Origin of the sequence: Kluyvera georgiana ATCC 51603 (genome assembly GCF_001654985.1) — a bacterium.
GTDB lineage: Bacteria > Pseudomonadota > Gammaproteobacteria > Enterobacterales > Enterobacteriaceae > Kluyvera > Kluyvera georgiana.
Genome location: NZ_LXEU01000036.1, coordinates 1 through 16827, shown reverse-complemented (window position 1 = coordinate 16827; position 16827 = coordinate 1). Strand labels below are relative to the sequence as shown.

Here is a 16827-nt window from a genome sequence, read left to right as displayed (position 1 = left end):
ATCTTTAGATTACCAGCGCGTCTTAAGCAGGTTCGGCTGAATCCCATGAATCGCATGAGTGTTGCTGAACTGCTGCTTAATGCCTGCCTCGAATTCGTCGCGGAAATATTTAATGGCGCTCTGCAGCGGCTCAACCGCGCCAGGCGCATGCGCGCAGAAGGTTTTCCCCGGGCCTAAGAATCGACACAGTTGCTCAAGCGTCTCGATATCGCCCGGTTGGCCTTCACCCTTTTCAAGGGCGCGCAGAATTTTCACGCTCCACGGCAGACCGTCGCGGCACGGTGTACACCAGCCGCACGACTCGCGGGCGAAGAACTCTTCCAGGTTACGCACCAGCGATACCATGCCAATCTCGTGGTCGACGGCCATCGCCAGCGCCGTCCCCAGACGGCTGCCCGCTTTACCGATACTTTCGAATTCCATCGGCAGGTCAAGGTGCGCTTCGGTCAGGAAGTCAGTGCCCGCGCCGCCCGGCTGCCAGGCCTTAAATTTCAGGCCATCACGCATGCCGCCAGCGTAGTCTTCAAGGATTTCACGCGCAGTCGTGCCAAACGGCAGCTCCCACAGGCCCGGGTTTTTCACGCGGCCGGAGAAGCCCATCAGCTTGGTACCCGCATCTTTGCTCTTCGAGATGTTCTGGTACCACTCGACGCCGTTCGCCAGAATAGCCGGGACGTTACACAGCGTTTCCACGTTGTTGACGCAGGTCGGCTTGCCCCATACGCCTGAGCTCGCCGGGAATGGCGGCTTGGAACGCGGGTTAGCACGACGACCTTCGAGGGAGTTAATCAGCGCGGTTTCTTCACCGCAGATGTAGCGCCCTGCCCCGGTATGCACGAACAGTTCGAAGTCAAAGCCGGTGCCGAGAATGTTTTTCCCAAGCAGGCCCGCTTCGGTCGCTTCGGCAATGGCGCGACGCAGATGCTGTGCCGCTTCAATATATTCGCCGCGCAGGAAGATGTAGCCGCGGTACGCCTTCAGGGCGAACGCGGAGATCAGCATGCCTTCCACCAACAGGTGCGGCAGCTGTTCCATCAGCAGGCGGTCTTTATAGGTACCCGGTTCCATTTCATCGGCGTTACACAGCAGGTAACGGATGTTCATGGATTCGTCTTTCGGCATCAGGCTCCACTTCAGGCCGGTAGAAAAGCCCGCGCCGCCGCGCCCTTTCAGGCCAGCGTCTTTAACCTGGTTGACGATTTCGTCCGGCGCCATGCCACCGAGCGCTTTACGCGCGCCGGCATAACCGTTTTTCGCCTGATACTCTTCCAGCCACACCGGCTGCTTGTCGTCGCGAAGACGCCAGGTCAGCGGATGGGTTTCGGGAGTCAGAATAATTTTTTTCATTATTTATACTGCTCCAGTAGGTCAGGAATGGCTTCCGGCGTCAGATGGCTGTGAGTATCCTCATCAATCATCATGGTCGGCCCCTTGTCGCAGTTGCCCAGGCAGCAGGTCGGCAGCAGAGTGAAACGGCCATCAAAGGTGGTTTGACCCGGTTTGATGTTCAGCTTCTTCTCAATGGCGGCCTGAATGCCCTGGTAACCCGTAATGTGACAGACCACGCTGTCGCAGTAGCGAATGACGTGGCGTCCCACCGGCTGGCGGAAAATCTGGCTATAGAACGTCGCAACGCCTTCTACGTCGCTTGCCGGGATACCCAGCACATCGGCGATAGCGTAAATCGCGCCGTCCGGTACCCAGCCGCGCTGCTTATGAACGATTTTCAGCGCTTCAATGGACGCCGCACGCGGGTCTTCGTAGTGGTGCTTCTCGTGCTCAATAGCTTCACGCTCTGCCGCACTCAGCTCAAAAGCCTCGGTTTGTGGTTGTTGATTCTCGTGCATAATTAGCGGTCCACGTCTGACATAACAAAATCGATACTACCCAGATAGACGATCAGGTCGGATACCAGGCTGCCGCGAATCGCCGCCGGAATCTGCTGCAGGTGCGCATAGCTCGGGGTACGGATTCGGGTACGGTAGCTCATGGTGCTGCCGTCGCTGGTCAGGTAGTAACTGTTGATACCCTTGGTGGCTTCCACCATCTGGAAAGATTCCTGCGCCGGCATCACCGGGCCCCAGGAAACCTGCAGGAAGTGGGTAATCAGGGTTTCGATGTGCTGCAGCGTGCGCTCTTTCGGCGGCGGCGTGGTCAGCGGATGATCCGCCTTGAACGGGCCTTCCGGCATATTGTCGAGGCACTGCTGAAGAATACGCAGGCTCTGGCGCAGCTCTTCCACTTTCAGCATCACGCGGGTGTAGCAGTCAGAAACGCCACCGCCGGTCGGGATTTCGAAGTCGAAGTTTTCGTAACCAGAGTACGGACGCCATTTACGCACGTCGAAGCCAATACCGGTTGCACGCAGGCCGGCCCCGGTGGTGCCCCACTCCAGCGCTTCTTTTGCGGTATAAGCAGCAACGCCGACGGAGCGGCCTTTCAGAATGGTGTTACGCAGCGCGGCTTTCTCGTAGGAATCAAGACGCTTCGGCATCCACTCAAGGAATTCACGCAGCAGGCGATCCCAGCCGCGCGGCAGATCGTGCGCGACGCCGCCGATACGGAACCAGGCCGGGTGCATACGGAAACCGGTAATCGCTTCCACCAGGTCATAGATTTTCTGACGGTCGGTGAAGGCGAAGAAGACCGGAGTCATCGCGCCGACGTCCTGAATGAACGTTGAGATGTACAGCAGGTGGCTATTGATACGGAACAGTTCGGAGAGCATCACGCGAATCACGTTGACGCGATCCGGCACGGTAATCCCCGCCAGTTTCTCAACCGCCAGCACGTACGGCATTTCGTTCACGCAGCCGCCGAGGTACTCGATACGGTCGGTGTACGGAATGTAGCTGTGCCAGGACTGACGTTCGCCCATCTTCTCAGCGCCACGGTGGTGGTAGCCGATGTCCGGTACACAGTCGACAATCTCTTCGCCATCAAGCTGCAGAATAATACGGAATGCACCGTGCGCAGACGGGTGGTTAGGGCCGAGGTTAAGGAACATAAAGTCCTCGTTTTCGGTCCCACGCTTCATCCCCCACTCTTCCGGTTTGAAGGTCAGCGCTTCCATTTCCAGATCCTGCTTGGCTTTGGTCAGCTCAAACGGATCGAATTCGGTGGCGCGCGCCGGGTAGTCTTTACGCAGCGGATGGCCTTCCCAGGTCGGCGGCATCATGATGCGACGCAGGTTCGGGTGGCCGTTAAAGGTGATGCCGAACATTTCCCAGGTTTCACGCTCATACCAGTTGGCGTTCGGGAAAAGTTTGGTCAGCGTCGGTACGTTCAGATCGTTTTCAGACAGCGCCACCTTGAGCATGATGTCGCGGTTGCGGTCGATGGAGATCAGGTGGTAGAAAACGGAAAAATCCGCGGCCGGTAAACCGTCGCGGTGAGTACGCAGGCGTTCGTCCATACCGTGCAGGTCGAACAGCATGACGTAAGGTTTCGGTAACTTCTTCAGGAAATCGACAATTTCCAGCAGCTGTTCACGCTTAACCCAAACGACAGGAACCCCGGTGCGGGTGGCCTGAACGGTAAATGCATCCGGCCCAAAACGGTTGCGCAGTTCGCCGATGACCGGATCATCAAGGTGATCGCGGGTTTGCCATGCGGCCGCTTCTTGCGCGGTTAAATCGGTCATATTGTTCACCATTGCAAAAGGTCCGTGGTGACTGCCGGGAGTGGCCTTCGCGCTGTTGTATGTTGATTTGCGAAGTCAAAATGCCACCGCCCGCAGGCGCAAATTAAATCTCGTCAGGCGTGCGCAGATTGGTCACTGCAATGCGTTCGCCGCGTTTACGCTCGCGTTCCGACTGCATGTTGGCGCGGTAAACGCCCTGATCGCCAACCACCCACGACAGCGGACGACGCTCTTTACCAATCGATTCCTGCAGCAGCATCAGCGCCTGCATGTAGGCTTCCGGACGAGGTGGGCAGCCAGGAATATACACATCGACAGGAATAAACTTATCGACGCCCTGCACCACGGAGTAGATGTCGTACATGCCGCCGGAGTTGGCGCAGGCACCCATCGAGATAACCCATTTTGGTTCCAGCATCTGGTCATACAGGCGCTGAATAACCGGGGCCATTTTGGTGAAACAGGTTCCCGCCACCACCATCAGGTCTGCCTGACGCGGGGAGGCACGCAGAACTTCTGCACCAAAACGCGCAACGTCATGCACCGCAGTGAATGACGTCACCATTTCAACGTAGCAGCAAGAAAGGCCAAAGTTGTATGGCCAGATTGAGTTCTTACGACCCCAGTTGACCATATCGTGCAGCGCGTGTTCGAGTTTCCCCATATACACGCTTTTGTTCACCTCTTGCTCCAGGGGATCGGTAACAATCTCCTGCTTTTGCAGAGGGTAACGGTCGTTCTCACCGTTAGGATCTATGCGGGTGAGCGTATAATCCATCTTATTGCCTCGCTTTTACTGCGTATTACGGTTAGTGACGCTGTCGGTTTCCGGGTTAACCAGCGTGCGGCGCGAACGCGCAGGCGTCCAATCCAGCGCGCCAATGCGAACGAGGTAAACCAGGCCGGCCAGCAGCACAAATATGAAAATGGCGGCTTCGATAAAGCCAACCCAACCGCTTTCACGGATGGACGTTGACCAGGCATACAGGTAGAGCGCTTCCACGTCGAAGATGACGAAGAACATGGCGACCAGATAAAACTTGGCCGACAGGCGCAAACGCGCGGAGCCAACGGAGTCGATACCCGATTCAAACGGGGTGTTTTTGCTTCGCGCGCGCGCGCGACCGCCAAGGTACCAGCCGCCGATTAACATCAGGCAGCAAAGGCCAATGGCAATGATCAGAAAGATAGCGAATGCCCAGTGATGAGCGATGATTTCTGTGGATGTTGACATACGCAAAGCTTTACCAAATAAGTAGCACGACCTGCTCTGCTCTTACCGGCAGATGGACGCTACATCGATTCATGGGGAGGATTAAAAAACCTACAAACAGCCCAACTGGAAACGTAGACCGCAAAATGTTGAGGTTTTTTACTCCTTTCTATAACCTTTTGTCAACTTTAACAAAAGTTTCCTCACATTAATTTACATCAAAGGCATTTCATTAACATTACGTGCCCTTTGATTCGATTCGCTTCAGAAGACCTTACGGTTTACCTGTTGTTGAATCGTGTCCGTTTTGTAGCAATAACCGGAATTACCCCTCTATTTTGACAGGATTTTCTGATGATTCATCCCCCCAAATAGGGGTATTTTCTTGATCTAAGACACGCTTTTGTTAATTCGCCCTGTAAAACGGCAACAATCTATCCGTTTTTTTAACATTAGCAGGTGATATGACATCGCGTTTGGTGGAGGGGGAGTTGAATGGAAAAATATTTCTAATTACATGATTATTATCACATTATCAGATTGATTTTTTCCTGGGCATCGCAAAAGCACAAAAAAAGAACCGCAAACCCATTTTTTATCGTCTACGATTCTTTTTTGCACTTACATTTTGTTACTACTTTTCAACCGGAATGTTAATCAATGTCCCTTTCGAACATAAGGGTATTTTCCCCCTCTTCCGGTGTATACATTCCCGCCGAGGGCCACGGATTATGGCGCGGTTCCTGAGACTGGAAGATCATCTGCGTCAGTTGGTTTTCACTTTCCGCATCGTAGCTCAGCATATACTCCGTTTCCGGCAGTTCTGGCATCCCCTCGCCTTTGCCCAACGCACGCAGATCGGGACTCATCATTTCCACCGGACGCGCAGTGACGCCAAGCCCTGCCTTCACCGCCGCGCGAACGGCTGAGAGCGTCGAGGCGACATAGGCCAATCGCCATGGCATGCCTGCGGCATCCAGCGTCTTAATAATCGTATCGCGGAACGGGCTCGGATCGTCAAGCAGCACCAGCGGCACCGGCTCTTCAGGACGCAGCATAAATTCTGACGCACAGTACCAAAGCGTCGGTGAGGTACGCAGCACCGTCGAGGTAAAGCCTTCCAGCGGATGCGTCGTCAGCGCCAGGTCGACCTCTTTGTTCTGCAACATATCGCCCATAACGCTATGACGCTTCACGCGCACGTCAAGAGCCAGCTTCGGATACGCCGAGCTAATTCGGTTTAGTAAAAAAGGAAGAATGGTGTCCGCCGATTCATCAGATGAGCCCAGCGTCAGTTGCCCCTGAAGCGGACTAAACATTAGCGACGTGCATGCTTCATCATTAAATCGCAGAATTTTTCGCGCATAGCCCAACAGCTGGATTCCATGCTCCGTCAGCAGCTTATTTCGCCCATGACGGGCGAAGAGCTCCTTTCCCACCAGCTGCTCCAGACGCTGCATCTGCTGGCTCACGGCGGATTGGGTTCGACATACCGCAGCGGCAGCGGCGGCGAAAGTACTCAGATCGGCAACAGCAACAAACGTTCTCAGCAGATCGAGATCGAGGTTCAGTATCGGACGATTGGCATTTATCATATTAATCCACTTACAGGTTCGGAGGCCGACCTGCCTTATTGATGCTGCACTCAAAAATTTCAGGCTAATCCTTTAATCATCTTTCACCAATCGCTGACGAATGACTGCCTGACGAGTGTCAGTATTAAAATTGTCTGTTGCCAGAGTCAGCAACAGTTCCTTTTAACAATATATCCTTTAGCCTGTAGCTATTTATCGGACTCCCCCCGAGCGAAGCCTTGCGTAGGAAGTGGCAAGAAGCGTCGTCACGATAATGCGCCAGGAAGATTGCTGTACGTTTTAAAATAAGCCAGTAAACATGATGAATAACAGTGAGTTATAAAAACAATCATTGATAATCATCAACGAAACTAACTCTTAAGGGTCTTACTAACCATAACATATTAACCGAAAACCATAGGATTTATAAGCCTAAATAAGCTGTATCTCAAAGGGAAAAAAGGTTCAGAATCAAAACAATTTAAGAAATCTAACAAATCACATTCATTACTTTTCAAAATATAAAAAAATATTAATCTTTATCGGATGCCGCCATTAACATCAACTTCACAAAAGTAGGTATCATTACTAATCCTTATTTGTTGGGATTTTATTTTAAATTAAAATGGTTGAAGCAGGCTTAAAGTATATCCTGGCCAACGATACCTAAGCTAAACCATTTCTTTTTTCTTAGACATAAAAACCACTTTATCGAGAAATGATGGCATATCGAACTGCAAAACAATAAATTAACAAAATATCAAACAAAGACAGCCGTCATTCCCCAGTAAAAAACAATGTTCCAACGACAAAAAATGAACAAAATCTTCTACTGCTAACCCTTCAAAACGCCGGGGATGGGGAGTACATTGTTCGGTGCTGACTTCCACGGCAGGGAGTGGCAATAACAGCTAAAAAGGTCAAAGGTTCATGTCCCCCATCGAAAAATCCAGAAAATTAGACAACGTTTGTTACGACATTCGCGGCCCGGTACTCAAAGAGGCCAAACGCCTTGAAGAAGAAGGCAACAAAGTTCTTAAACTGAATATCGGCAACCCGGCGCCTTTCGGGTTTGACGCGCCGGATGAAATTCTGGTCGACGTGATCCGCAACCTGCCGACGGCGCAGGGTTATTGTGACTCCAAAGGTCTCTATTCCGCGCGTAAGGCCATTATGCAGCACTACCAGGCGCGCGGTATGCGCGACGTGACGGTAGAAGACATTTACATTGGCAACGGCGTTTCCGAGCTGATCGTTCAGGCCATGCAGGCGCTGCTCAACAGCGGCGACGAAATGCTGGTGCCAGCACCGGACTACCCGCTGTGGACAGCGGCGGTATCATTATCCAGCGGCAACGCGGTGCACTACCTGTGCGATGAGTCCGCCGGCTGGTTCCCGGACCTCGACGATATCCGCGCGAAAATTACCCCACGCACGCGTGGCATCGTAATCATCAACCCGAACAACCCTACCGGCGCGGTATACTCAAAAGAGCTGCTGATGGAGATCGTGGAGATCGCCCGCGAACACAATCTGATCATCTTCGCCGACGAAATCTACGACAAGATCCTCTATGACGCGGCGCAGCATCACTCCATTGCCGCCCTGGCGCCGGATCTGCTGACCGTGACCTTTAACGGTTTGTCCAAAACCTATCGCGTGGCTGGTTTCCGTCAAGGCTGGATGGTGCTCAACGGGCCGAAGAAGCACGCGAAAGGCTACATTGAGGGGCTGGAAATGCTGGCCTCGATGCGTCTGTGCGCCAACGTTCCGGCGCAGCACGCCATCCAGACCGCGCTGGGCGGTTATCAGAGTATCAGCGAGTTTATTACGCCGGGCGGACGTCTGTACGAACAGCGTAACCGTGCGTGGGAGCTGATTAACGAGATCCCGGGCGTTTCTTGCGTTAAACCGCAGGGCGCGCTGTACATGTTCCCGAAAATCGACGCGAAACGCTTTAATATTCACGACGATCAGCGCATGGTGTTGGACTTCCTGTTACAGGAAAAAGTCCTGCTGGTTCAGGGAACTGCCTTTAACTGGCCGTGGCCGGATCACGTCCGTATCGTCACTCTGCCGCGTGAAGACGATCTGGAAATGGCCATCACCCGCTTTGGCCGCTTCCTGTCGGGCTATCACCAGCTGTAATCATCATCTGAATTGGCCGTCGGCATTTGCATCCGGCGGCCATCTCTGCGCACAATGCCTTTACTAAAGTTGCTGAGTAAGGGTTGCTATGAATCAGAGTCATTTTTTTGCCCACCTCTCCCGCCTGAAGTTAATTAACCGCTGGCCGCTGATGCGCAACGTGCGCACCGAGAACGTCTCTGAACACAGCCTTCAGGTCGCGATGGTCGCTCACGCGCTCGCCGCCATTAAAAACCGCAAGTTTAACGGACAGGTCAATGCCGAACGTATTGCGCTGCTGGCGATGTATCACGACGCCTCCGAAGTGCTGACCGGCGATCTGCCGACCCCGGTCAAGTATTTCAACTCTCAGATTGCCCAGGAGTACAAGGCGATAGAAAAAATCGCCCAGCAGAAGCTCATTGAAATGGTACCGGACGAACTGCGCGATATTTTTGCGCCGCTTGTCGACGAACATCAAAGCAGCGAAGAAGAAAAAGCGATTGTGAAGCAGGCCGACGCCCTGTGCGCCTATCTGAAGTGTCTGGAAGAGCTCTCTGCCGGGAACAACGAGTTCCTGCTGGCGAAAGGTCGTCTGGAGAAAACGCTGGCCTCCCGGCGCAGCGAAGAGATGGACTATTTTATGGCGGTGTTCGTCCCCAGCTTCCATCTTTCACTGGACGAAATAAGTCAGGATTCACCTCTGTAAGCGCCCCGACGACGGTAAGTTTGTAGGCCGGATAAGACGTTTACGTCGCCATCCGGCATCTCACGTCTTGATGCCTGATCGCGCTACGCTTATCAGGCCTACCTATCCCGTTCATCAGAACGGGAATAAAATCGGCACCAGCACTACGCAGATAATCATCACCAGCACCGTAAACGGCACGCCGATTTTGACGAAATCGCTGAAGCTGTATCTTCCTGGCCCCAGTACCAGCGTGTTTACCGGTGAGGACACCGGCGTCATAAAGGCCGCCGAGGCCGCCATCGCGACAATCATCGCAAACGGATAGGGTGATACCCCCATCGATTTTGCCGTCGCCAGCGCAATCGGCGCCATCAGCACCGCCGTGGCGGTGTTGGAGATAAACAGACCTATCGCCGCGCACATGACGAACAGGCAGCCCAGCATCAGGTAAGGCCCCTGCCCGCCGCCCACGTCCATCAGCCCTTTCACCACCAGATCGACGCCGCCGGTTTTTTGCAGCGCTAACGCAAACGGCATCATCCCGACGATCAGGATAATGCTCGGCCAGTGAATAGATTTATAGGCGCTCTGGGCATCGATACAGCGAAATTTGCCCATCAGCAGGCAAGCGATAATCGCGGCAATCGGGTTAGGAATTTCATCGGTGAGCATCAGCGCGACCATCAGCACCAGACAAAAGATGGCGTGCGGCGCCTGGCTGTGCGCCGGCGATGCATCGCTCACTTCGACCGGCAGATTGAGTACCACGAAATCGCGACCATTCTGTGCCAGCTGGCTTATCTGCTTCCAGTTGCCGACCACCAGCACAATGTCGCCCAACTGCAGAGACTCATCCACAACTGAGCCATCGAGCGCTTCACCATCGCGTTTCATCCCCACGACGTTTAGCCCGTAGCGGGTACGGAAGCCCATTTCACGAATGGTTTTACCAATCAGCTCGGACTCTGGAATCAGCGACACTTCCGCCATCCCGACGTCCAGCGCCTGATCGGAAAAATATTCACCGCGCAGCACCATCGGCTCAAGCATCTGCTCGCTACAGAACTGACGCAGGTCGATTTCCGCGGCGGACATATCAATCAGCAGCACGTCACGGGCGCGAAATTCAGACACCCCGTTGACGTTCACAATCACCCGACGAAACCGGCGCCAACGTTCCACCCCGATAATATTGGCGCCATAGCGCTCGCGCAGCTTCATGTCGTCAAGACGCTGACCGATCATGGGCGAGCCGGGGCGAATCGCCAGACGACGAGCGCGGCCGGTCAGGTGATATTCTTTAATCAGATCGCGGAAGGTACTGCGTTTACGGCTATCCCGCGGCTGGCTGCCATCATCGCCCTTCAGTAAAAAGCGCATGACCAGCATATAGAGAATGCCGAAGACCAGCACCACCAGACCAATTGGCGTGACGCTAAAGAAGCTGAAACCCTCAAGCCCCTCGCGAATAAGCTCACTGTTGATAACCAGGTTAGGCGGCGTAGCCACCAGCGTCATCATGCCGCTGATAAGCCCGGCAAAGCTCAGCGGCATCATCAAACGCGAGGGGGAAATATTCATGCGCGCCGAGACGCTAAGTACCACAGGGATAAAGATTGCCACCACGCCGGTCGAGCTCATAAACGCCCCCAGCCCGGCGACAGTTAACATCAGGAATACCAGCATTTTGGTTTCGCTGTTTCCCGCCACCTGTACCAGCCAGGAGCCCATGTTGGTGGCCACACCGGTGCGCACCAAACCGTCGCCGATAATAAACAGCGCGGCAATCAAAATCACGTTAGGGTCGCTGAAGCCCGAAAAAGCTTCGCTAAGGGTCAGCGTGCCGCTGAGCACAAAGGCCACGATAATACCCAGCGCGATCGCATCCATGCGCACCTTGCCGGTGGCGAAAAGCACCACCGCAACCACAAGCAGACACAGCACCCAAATCAGTTCACCGTTCACAGCACATCCTTGTCATCAAATAAGCGGTAAGTTGTTCAAGTAAAAAGCCGTTGACTATAGTGACAGAAAAAAGCCCCAACGATGTGGGGCTAAATCATAAGATCATGCATTTTGCGAGACGTTGACCCAGCCATCAGCCCGTTTTTCAACCCGCAGCGACGCCAGCGTCGAGAGCACAAAGTCGACTTCCAGCAGCTCGGGCGTTTCCGGGGGGACATTCACGGCGGCAACATGGCAGCCCGCCGCCAGCCCTGACTGCACGCCCGCCTGCGCATCTTCAACCACCAGGCAGTCCTGCGGCGGCAGCCCCAGCAGTTCGGCGCCGAGTAAATAGGCATCGGGTTGCGGCTTTCCGCGGTTGACCTGCTCAGCGGTCACGAACACCGCAGGCGCCGGCAGCCCCGCCGCGCGATGACGCGCATGGGCGACCGGAATGGAGCCAGAGGTGACGATGGCCCACGGAATGCTTTGCGCATCAAGATGCTGAAGCAGCGCGATCGCACCGGGCAGCGCGCGGATACCGTCGAGATCGTTCGCTTCTATCTGCTCCAGTCGCAGAAATTCGGCCTGAATTTCGGCTTCTGATTTACCCGGCATAAAGTGACGCAGCGTGGTGATCGCCTGCTTGCCGTGAATAAAGTCCAGAACCGCTTGCGGATCGACGCCGTAGCTTTCCGCCCAAAACTGCCAGGAGCGCTCAACCACCGGCAGTGAATCCACCAGCGTACCGTCCAAATCAAACAGGAAACCTTTGCACTGCACGGCGGCCCCCATCAGGCGTTAATGATCTGATTAATTTCGTTGCTGCTCAGATGATACTGGCGCGGGCACCCGTGCCAGACGTTCAGCATGCGCTGGTACTTGTCCCACATCGGGGTCTGCGCGTTGAAGCCGTGAGTCCCCGCATCAAAGTGGGTATAGCGACCTTCCACATTCACCATAAAGCGGACATAGCCCAGGAAACGCGCTTCGGTCGCCGCATCAAAGCCGAGGAAAGTGACACGACGTTCATCAATGGTGTCGGCATCTTTCAGGTTGGTCCAGGAGACGTGCAGCGCGTGGTACATCTCCATGATGTCGATAACGATACGACAGGTCTCTTCTTTGAGTTCGCCAAATTCACGGTCCAGTTCGCGCATCTGTAAACCATAACCACGTTCAATGATGGTCTGCAGGCGGCGGTAGCGCTCAGCGTTGTCGGGATCAAGCATAGTCATCATTTTGTACTGATTGGACAAAATCAGACGTTGAGCATGGGTCATTTCCATTTTTCGACTCCTGTTGCGCTTTGCAGCATATAAAAAAAGACACAAGGTTTGTGTCTTCTTTTATATGCGTTTTTCGCTATCAATTACAAATCATCGAGGAAAGTTTTATCCAGTTGTTTGAAGGCGCGCTTAAGCGTGTCAGCCAGCGCCTGGTAATCCGGCTTTCCTTCGACCGGCGCCAGCGCCTGCCCGGCTTCCTGTAATTTGCCGCGCACTTCGTAGAACCACTGCAGGATTGACGGCGGCAATGGCGTGACGGAACGCTTACCCAACCACCACAGACCTTGCATTGGCAGGCTCAGCGCAAAGAGCGCCGTGGCCACTGCCGGGCCAAGCTGGCCGCCAAGGGCGATTTGCCAGCAGAGCGTAAAAATCGCCAGCGGCGGCATCAAGCGTATCGCATGGCGCGTCGCGCGAATCACGCGATTCTCAACGAACACCGGCGCAAGACGTTTTTCCAGCGGCCACGTCTTTGCATAGTGCTGCCCCCGGCTAAACAAACTGAAAAAACTGACCGGGCGTTGCTCGGGAGTCGACATGGCTTACCTCAACTTCTCGTATAAAAATTAAAATATTTTTTCAAAACAACAACTGGGTATGACATCGTTCAAAAAATTTTGGCATAGACCCGGCAATCGGGTATCCTGTGCCAGCCTGAGATAACCTTATTCTATAGACTCCGGCACATCAAATTATCGCATATTCTGCCATTGGCTGAAAATTATGCAAAATGGCTTAGAATCAATATGTATTTCTTAGATCATGCCTGAAAAGTGTTCCGGGCATGATGTTAATCATAAATGTCGGTGTCATCCTGCGCTACGCTTAATGACTCATTGACGTTTTTTTAGCCACGTATCATAAATAGGTACTTCCATGTCGAGTAAGTTAGTACTGGTTCTGAACTGCGGTAGCTCCTCACTGAAATTTGCAATCATCGATGCAGTTAATGGTGAAGAATACCTCTCTGGTTTAGCCGAATGTTTCCATCTTCCAGAAGCACGTATTAAGTGGAAAATGGACGGCGGTAAACAAGAAGCGGCTTTAGGTGCAGGCGCCGCTCACAGTGAAGCGCTGAACTTCATCGTTAATACAATTCTGGCACAAAAACCAGAACTGTCTGCTCAGCTGACCGCGATCGGCCACCGTATCGTACACGGCGGCGAGAAGTACACCAGCTCCGTTGTGATCGACGAATCCGTTATCCAGGGCATCAAAGATTCTGCCTCTTTCGCTCCGCTGCACAACCCGGCTCACCTGATCGGTATCGCCGAAGCGCTGAAATCCTTCCCGCAGCTGAAAGACAAAAACGTTGCCGTATTCGATACCGCGTTCCACCAGACCATGCCGGAAGAATCTTACCTGTATGCTCTGCCGTACAGCCTGTACAAAGAACACGGCATCCGTCGCTACGGCGCGCACGGCACCAGCCACTTCTATGTGACTCAGGAAGCCGCGAAAGTTCTGAACAAACCGGTTGAAGAAGTTAACATCGTCACCTGCCACCTGGGCAACGGCGGTTCCGTTTCCGCTATCCGTAACGGCGTGTGCGTAGACACCTCCATGGGTCTGACCCCGCTGGAAGGTCTGGTGATGGGTACTCGCTCTGGCGATATCGACCCGGCTATCATTTTCCATCTGCATGACACCCTGGGCATGAGCATCGACCAGATCAACAAGCTGCTGACCAAAGAGTCCGGCCTGCTGGGTCTGACCGAAGTGACCAGCGACTGCCGTTATGTAGAAGACAACTACAAAGATAAAGAAGACGCTAAACGTGCAATGGACGTTTACTGCCACCGTCTGGCGAAATACATCGGCGCTTACACCGCTCTGATGGACGGTCGTCTGGACGCGGTTATCTTCACCGGCGGTATCGGTGAGAACGCGGCAATGGTGCGTGAACTGTCCCTGGGCAAACTGGGCGTTCTGGGCTTCGAAGTTGATCACGAACGTAACCTGGCTGCCCGTTTCGGCAAGTCTGGCTTCATCAACAAAGAAGGCACTCGTCCTGCCATCGTTATCCCGACCAACGAAGAACTGGTCATTGCACAAGACGCCAGCCGTCTGACTGCCTGATATCACACCGCCAGCCTAGCTGGCGGTGCTGTTTTGTATCCCGCCCGAAACTGGCGGTAACGAAAGAGGATAAACCGTGTCCCGTACTATTATGCTGATCCCTACCGGAACCAGCGTCGGCCTGACCAGCGTCAGCCTTGGCGTGATCCGTGCTATGGAACGCAAAGGCGTTCGTCTGAGCGTCTTTAAGCCTATCGCTCAACCACGTTCCGGTGGCGATGCGCCTGACCAGACTACCACCATCGTTCGCGCTAACTCATCCACCACCACGGCGGCTGAACCGCTGAAGATGAGCCATGTAGAAACGCTGCTCTCCAGCAATCAGAAAGATGTGCTGATGGAAGAGATCATTGCTAACTACCACGCGAACAGCAAAGATGCGGAAGTGGTGCTGGTTGAAGGCCTGGTCCCAACCCGTAAACACCAGTTCGCTCAGTCTCTGAACTACGAAATCGCGAAAACGCTGAATGCGGAAATCGTCTTCGTCATGTCTCAGGGTACCGACACCCCGGAACAGCTGAACGAGCGTATTGAACTGACTCGCAACAGCTTCGGCGGCGCGAAAAATACCAACATCACCGGCGTTATCGTCAACAAACTGAACGCACCGGTTGATGAACAGGGCCGTACTCGCCCGGATCTGTCTGAGATCTTCGACGACTCATCCAAAGCGCAGGTCGTGAAAATCGACGCTGAACAGCTGAAAGGCCACAGCACGCTGCCTGTGCTGGGCGCGGTACCGTGGAGCTTCGATCTGATCGCCACTCGCGCGATCGACATGGCGCGTCACCTGAACGCTACCGTGATCAACGAAGGCGACATCAACACTCGTCGCGTGAAGTCCGTGACCTTCTGTGCGCGTAGCATCCCGCACATGCTGGAGCACTTCCGTGCAGGTTCCCTGTTGGTGACCTCCGCAGACCGTCCAGACGTGCTGGTTGCAGCCTGCCTGGCCGCGATGAACGGCGTGGAAATCGGCGCCCTGCTGCTGACCGGTGGTTACGACATGGATCCGCGCATCAGCAAGCTGTGCGAGCGTGCATTCGCTACCGGCCTGCCGGTATTCATGGTGAACACCAACACCTGGCAGACCTCTCTGAGCCTGCAGAGCTTCAACCTGGAAGTTCCGGTTGATGACCGCGAGCGCATCGAGAAAGTTCAGGAATACGTTGCCAACTTTATCAATCCGGAATGGATTGATTCCCTGACTGCGACCTCTGAACACAGCCGTCGCCTGTCTCCGCCGGCATTCCGCTACCAGCTGACCGAGCTGGCGCGTAAAGCGGGCAAACGCGTTGTTCTGCCGGAAGGCGACGAACCGCGTACCGTTAAAGCGGCCGCTATCTGTGCGGAACGCGGTATCGCAACCTGCGTCCTGCTGGGTAACCCGGACGAAATCAACCGCGTTGCGGCCTCTCAGGGTGTTGAACTGGGCGCTGGCGTTGAAATCGTTGATCCGGATGTGGTTCGCGAAAGCTACGTGGCTCGCCTGGTCGAACTGCGTAAGAACAAAGGCATGACCGAAACCGTTGCCCGCGAACAGCTGGAAGACAACGTGGTTCTCGGTACCCTGATGCTGGAACAGGACGACGTAGACGGCCTGGTTTCCGGTGCGGTTCACACCACTGCGAACACCATTCGTCCACCGCTGCAGCTGATCAAAACTGCGCCGGGTAGCTCTCTGGTGTCTTCCGTGTTCTTCATGCTGCTGCCGGAACAGGTTTACGTTTACGGCGACTGCGCGATCAACCCGGATCCGACTGCAGAACAGCTGGCAGAAATCGCGATTCAGTCCGCTGAATCCGCGATTGCTTTCGGTATCGAACCGCGCGTTGCAATGCTCTCCTACTCCACCGGCACCTCTGGTGCAGGTAGCGACGTAGAGAAAGTTCGCGAAGCAACTCGTCTGGCACAGGAAAAACGTCCTGACCTGATGATCGACGGCCCGCTGCAGTACGACGCCGCGGTTATGGCTGACGTTGCGAAATCCAAAGCGCCGAACTCTCCGGTTGCCGGTCGCGCTACCGTGTTCATCTTCCCGGATCTGAACACCGGTAACACCACCTACAAAGCGGTACAGCGTTCTGCCGACCTGATCTCCATCGGGCCGATGCTGCAGGGTATGCGCAAGCCGGTGAACGACCTGTCTCGTGGCGCGCTGGTAGACGATATCGTCTACACCATCGCTCTGACCGCGATCCAGTCTTCACAGCAGCAGTAATTCTTGCTGATGGCATGAAAAAGGCGACCAACTGGTCGCCTTTTTA

General features: G+C 54.4%; 14 protein-coding genes. 4 read left to right on the top strand and 10 right to left on the bottom strand.

Annotated features, from left to right (window positions below; genetic code table 11):
* Positions 1-9 precede the first annotated feature (9 nt).
* The 6 genes from nuoF to lrhA form a co-directional block, all read right to left on the bottom strand.
* A complete protein-coding gene (gene nuoF / locus M989_RS07525; RefSeq protein WP_064543884.1) occupies positions 10-1347 on the bottom strand; it encodes an NADH-quinone oxidoreductase subunit NuoF in 1338 nt (445 codons plus the stop codon).
* The gene (nuoE, locus tag M989_RS07520; protein WP_064543883.1) at positions 1347-1847 is read right to left on the bottom strand and encodes an NADH-quinone oxidoreductase subunit NuoE; all 501 of its coding nucleotides are present in this window, start codon (positions 1845-1847) and stop codon (positions 1347-1349) included. Before nuoE ends, nuoF begins: the two co-directional genes overlap by 1 nt.
* 2 nt (positions 1848-1849) lie before the next feature.
* Positions 1850-3655, bottom strand: a complete 1806-nt coding sequence (gene nuoC, locus M989_RS07515) for an NADH-quinone oxidoreductase subunit C/D (RefSeq protein WP_157093525.1) — start codon at positions 3653-3655, stop codon at positions 1850-1852.
* Between the two features lie 91 nt (positions 3656-3746).
* Positions 3747-4421 (bottom strand): NADH-quinone oxidoreductase subunit NuoB, encoded by a 675-nt coding sequence (gene nuoB / locus M989_RS07510; protein ID WP_002913178.1) that lies wholly within the window; start codon positions 4419-4421, stop codon positions 3747-3749.
* Positions 4422-4436: 15 nt separating this feature from the next.
* Positions 4437-4883, bottom strand: a complete 447-nt coding sequence (gene nuoA, locus M989_RS07505; protein ID WP_064543881.1) for an NADH-quinone oxidoreductase subunit NuoA — start codon at positions 4881-4883, stop codon at positions 4437-4439.
* A 626-nt stretch (positions 4884-5509) separates the two neighbouring features.
* Positions 5510-6451, bottom strand: coding sequence for a transcriptional regulator LrhA (lrhA, locus tag M989_RS07500; RefSeq protein ID WP_064543879.1), 942 nt, complete (start codon positions 6449-6451; stop codon positions 5510-5512).
* Positions 6452-7360: 909 nt separating this feature from the next.
* Here lrhA and alaA point away from each other — a divergent pair.
* Positions 7361-8578, top strand: a complete 1218-nt coding sequence (gene alaA, locus M989_RS07495; protein WP_064543877.1) for an alanine transaminase AlaA — start codon at positions 7361-7363, stop codon at positions 8576-8578.
* A gap of 88 nt (positions 8579-8666) precedes the next feature.
* Complete coding sequence (gene yfbR, locus M989_RS07490; protein WP_064543875.1) at positions 8667-9266, top strand: 5'-deoxynucleotidase; 600 nt, start codon at positions 8667-8669, stop codon at positions 9264-9266.
* Positions 9267-9380: 114 nt separating this feature from the next.
* Here the strand turns inward: yfbR and M989_RS07485 are convergent, their stop codons facing one another.
* From M989_RS07485 to yfbV, 4 genes are all read right to left on the bottom strand, one after another.
* The gene (locus M989_RS07485) at positions 9381-11213 is read right to left on the bottom strand and encodes an SLC13 family permease (RefSeq protein WP_064543873.1); all 1833 of its coding nucleotides are present in this window, start codon (positions 11211-11213) and stop codon (positions 9381-9383) included.
* 102 nt (positions 11214-11315) lie between these two features.
* Complete coding sequence (locus M989_RS07480; protein WP_064543906.1) at positions 11316-11975, bottom strand: sugar phosphatase; 660 nt, start codon at positions 11973-11975, stop codon at positions 11316-11318.
* Positions 11976-11986: 11 nt separating this feature from the next.
* A complete protein-coding gene (locus M989_RS07475; RefSeq protein ID WP_035892491.1) occupies positions 11987-12481 on the bottom strand; it encodes a YfbU family protein in 495 nt (164 codons plus the stop codon).
* An 83-nt stretch (positions 12482-12564) separates the two neighbouring features.
* Positions 12565-13020 carry a terminus macrodomain insulation protein YfbV gene (gene yfbV, locus M989_RS07470; RefSeq protein ID WP_064543871.1) on the bottom strand — a complete coding sequence of 152 codons (456 nt, stop codon included), beginning with the start codon at positions 13018-13020 and terminating at the stop codon, positions 12565-12567.
* A 337-nt stretch (positions 13021-13357) separates the two neighbouring features.
* Between yfbV and ackA the strand changes: the two genes are divergently transcribed.
* Together ackA and pta are read left to right on the top strand one after the other, a co-directional pair.
* Positions 13358-14560, top strand: a complete 1203-nt coding sequence (gene ackA / locus M989_RS07465; protein WP_064543869.1) for an acetate kinase — start codon at positions 13358-13360, stop codon at positions 14558-14560.
* Positions 14561-14636: 76 nt separating this feature from the next.
* Positions 14637-16781: a phosphate acetyltransferase gene (gene pta / locus M989_RS07460; protein WP_064543867.1), complete on the top strand. Its 2145-nt coding sequence runs from the start codon at positions 14637-14639 to the stop codon at positions 16779-16781.
* Positions 16782-16827: the final 46 nt, after the last annotated feature.

What these genes read in the sequence shown, in the direction of transcription:
- nuoF (WP_064543884.1), bottom strand. Translation starts at nt 1,347, where the DNA reads ATGAAAAAAATTATTCTGACTCCCGAAACCCATCCGCTGACCTGGCGT.
- nuoE (WP_064543883.1), bottom strand. Translation starts at nt 1,847, where the DNA reads ATGCACGAGAATCAACAACCACAAACCGAGGCTTTTGAGCTGAGTGCG.
- nuoC (WP_157093525.1), bottom strand. Translation starts at nt 3,655, where the DNA reads ATGGTGAACAATATGACCGATTTAACCGCGCAAGAAGCGGCCGCATGG.
- nuoB (WP_002913178.1), bottom strand. Translation starts at nt 4,421, where the DNA reads ATGGATTATACGCTCACCCGCATAGATCCTAACGGTGAGAACGACCGT.
- lrhA (WP_064543879.1), bottom strand. Translation starts at nt 6,451, where the DNA reads ATGATAAATGCCAATCGTCCGATACTGAACCTCGATCTCGATCTGCTG.
- alaA (WP_064543877.1), top strand. Translation starts at nt 7,361, where the DNA reads ATGTCCCCCATCGAAAAATCCAGAAAATTAGACAACGTTTGTTACGAC.
- yfbR (WP_064543875.1), top strand. Translation starts at nt 8,667, where the DNA reads ATGAATCAGAGTCATTTTTTTGCCCACCTCTCCCGCCTGAAGTTAATT.
- M989_RS07475 (WP_035892491.1), bottom strand. Translation starts at nt 12,481, where the DNA reads ATGGAAATGACCCATGCTCAACGTCTGATTTTGTCCAATCAGTACAAA.
- yfbV (WP_064543871.1), bottom strand. Translation starts at nt 13,020, where the DNA reads ATGTCGACTCCCGAGCAACGCCCGGTCAGTTTTTTCAGTTTGTTTAGC.
- ackA (WP_064543869.1), top strand. Translation starts at nt 13,358, where the DNA reads ATGTCGAGTAAGTTAGTACTGGTTCTGAACTGCGGTAGCTCCTCACTG.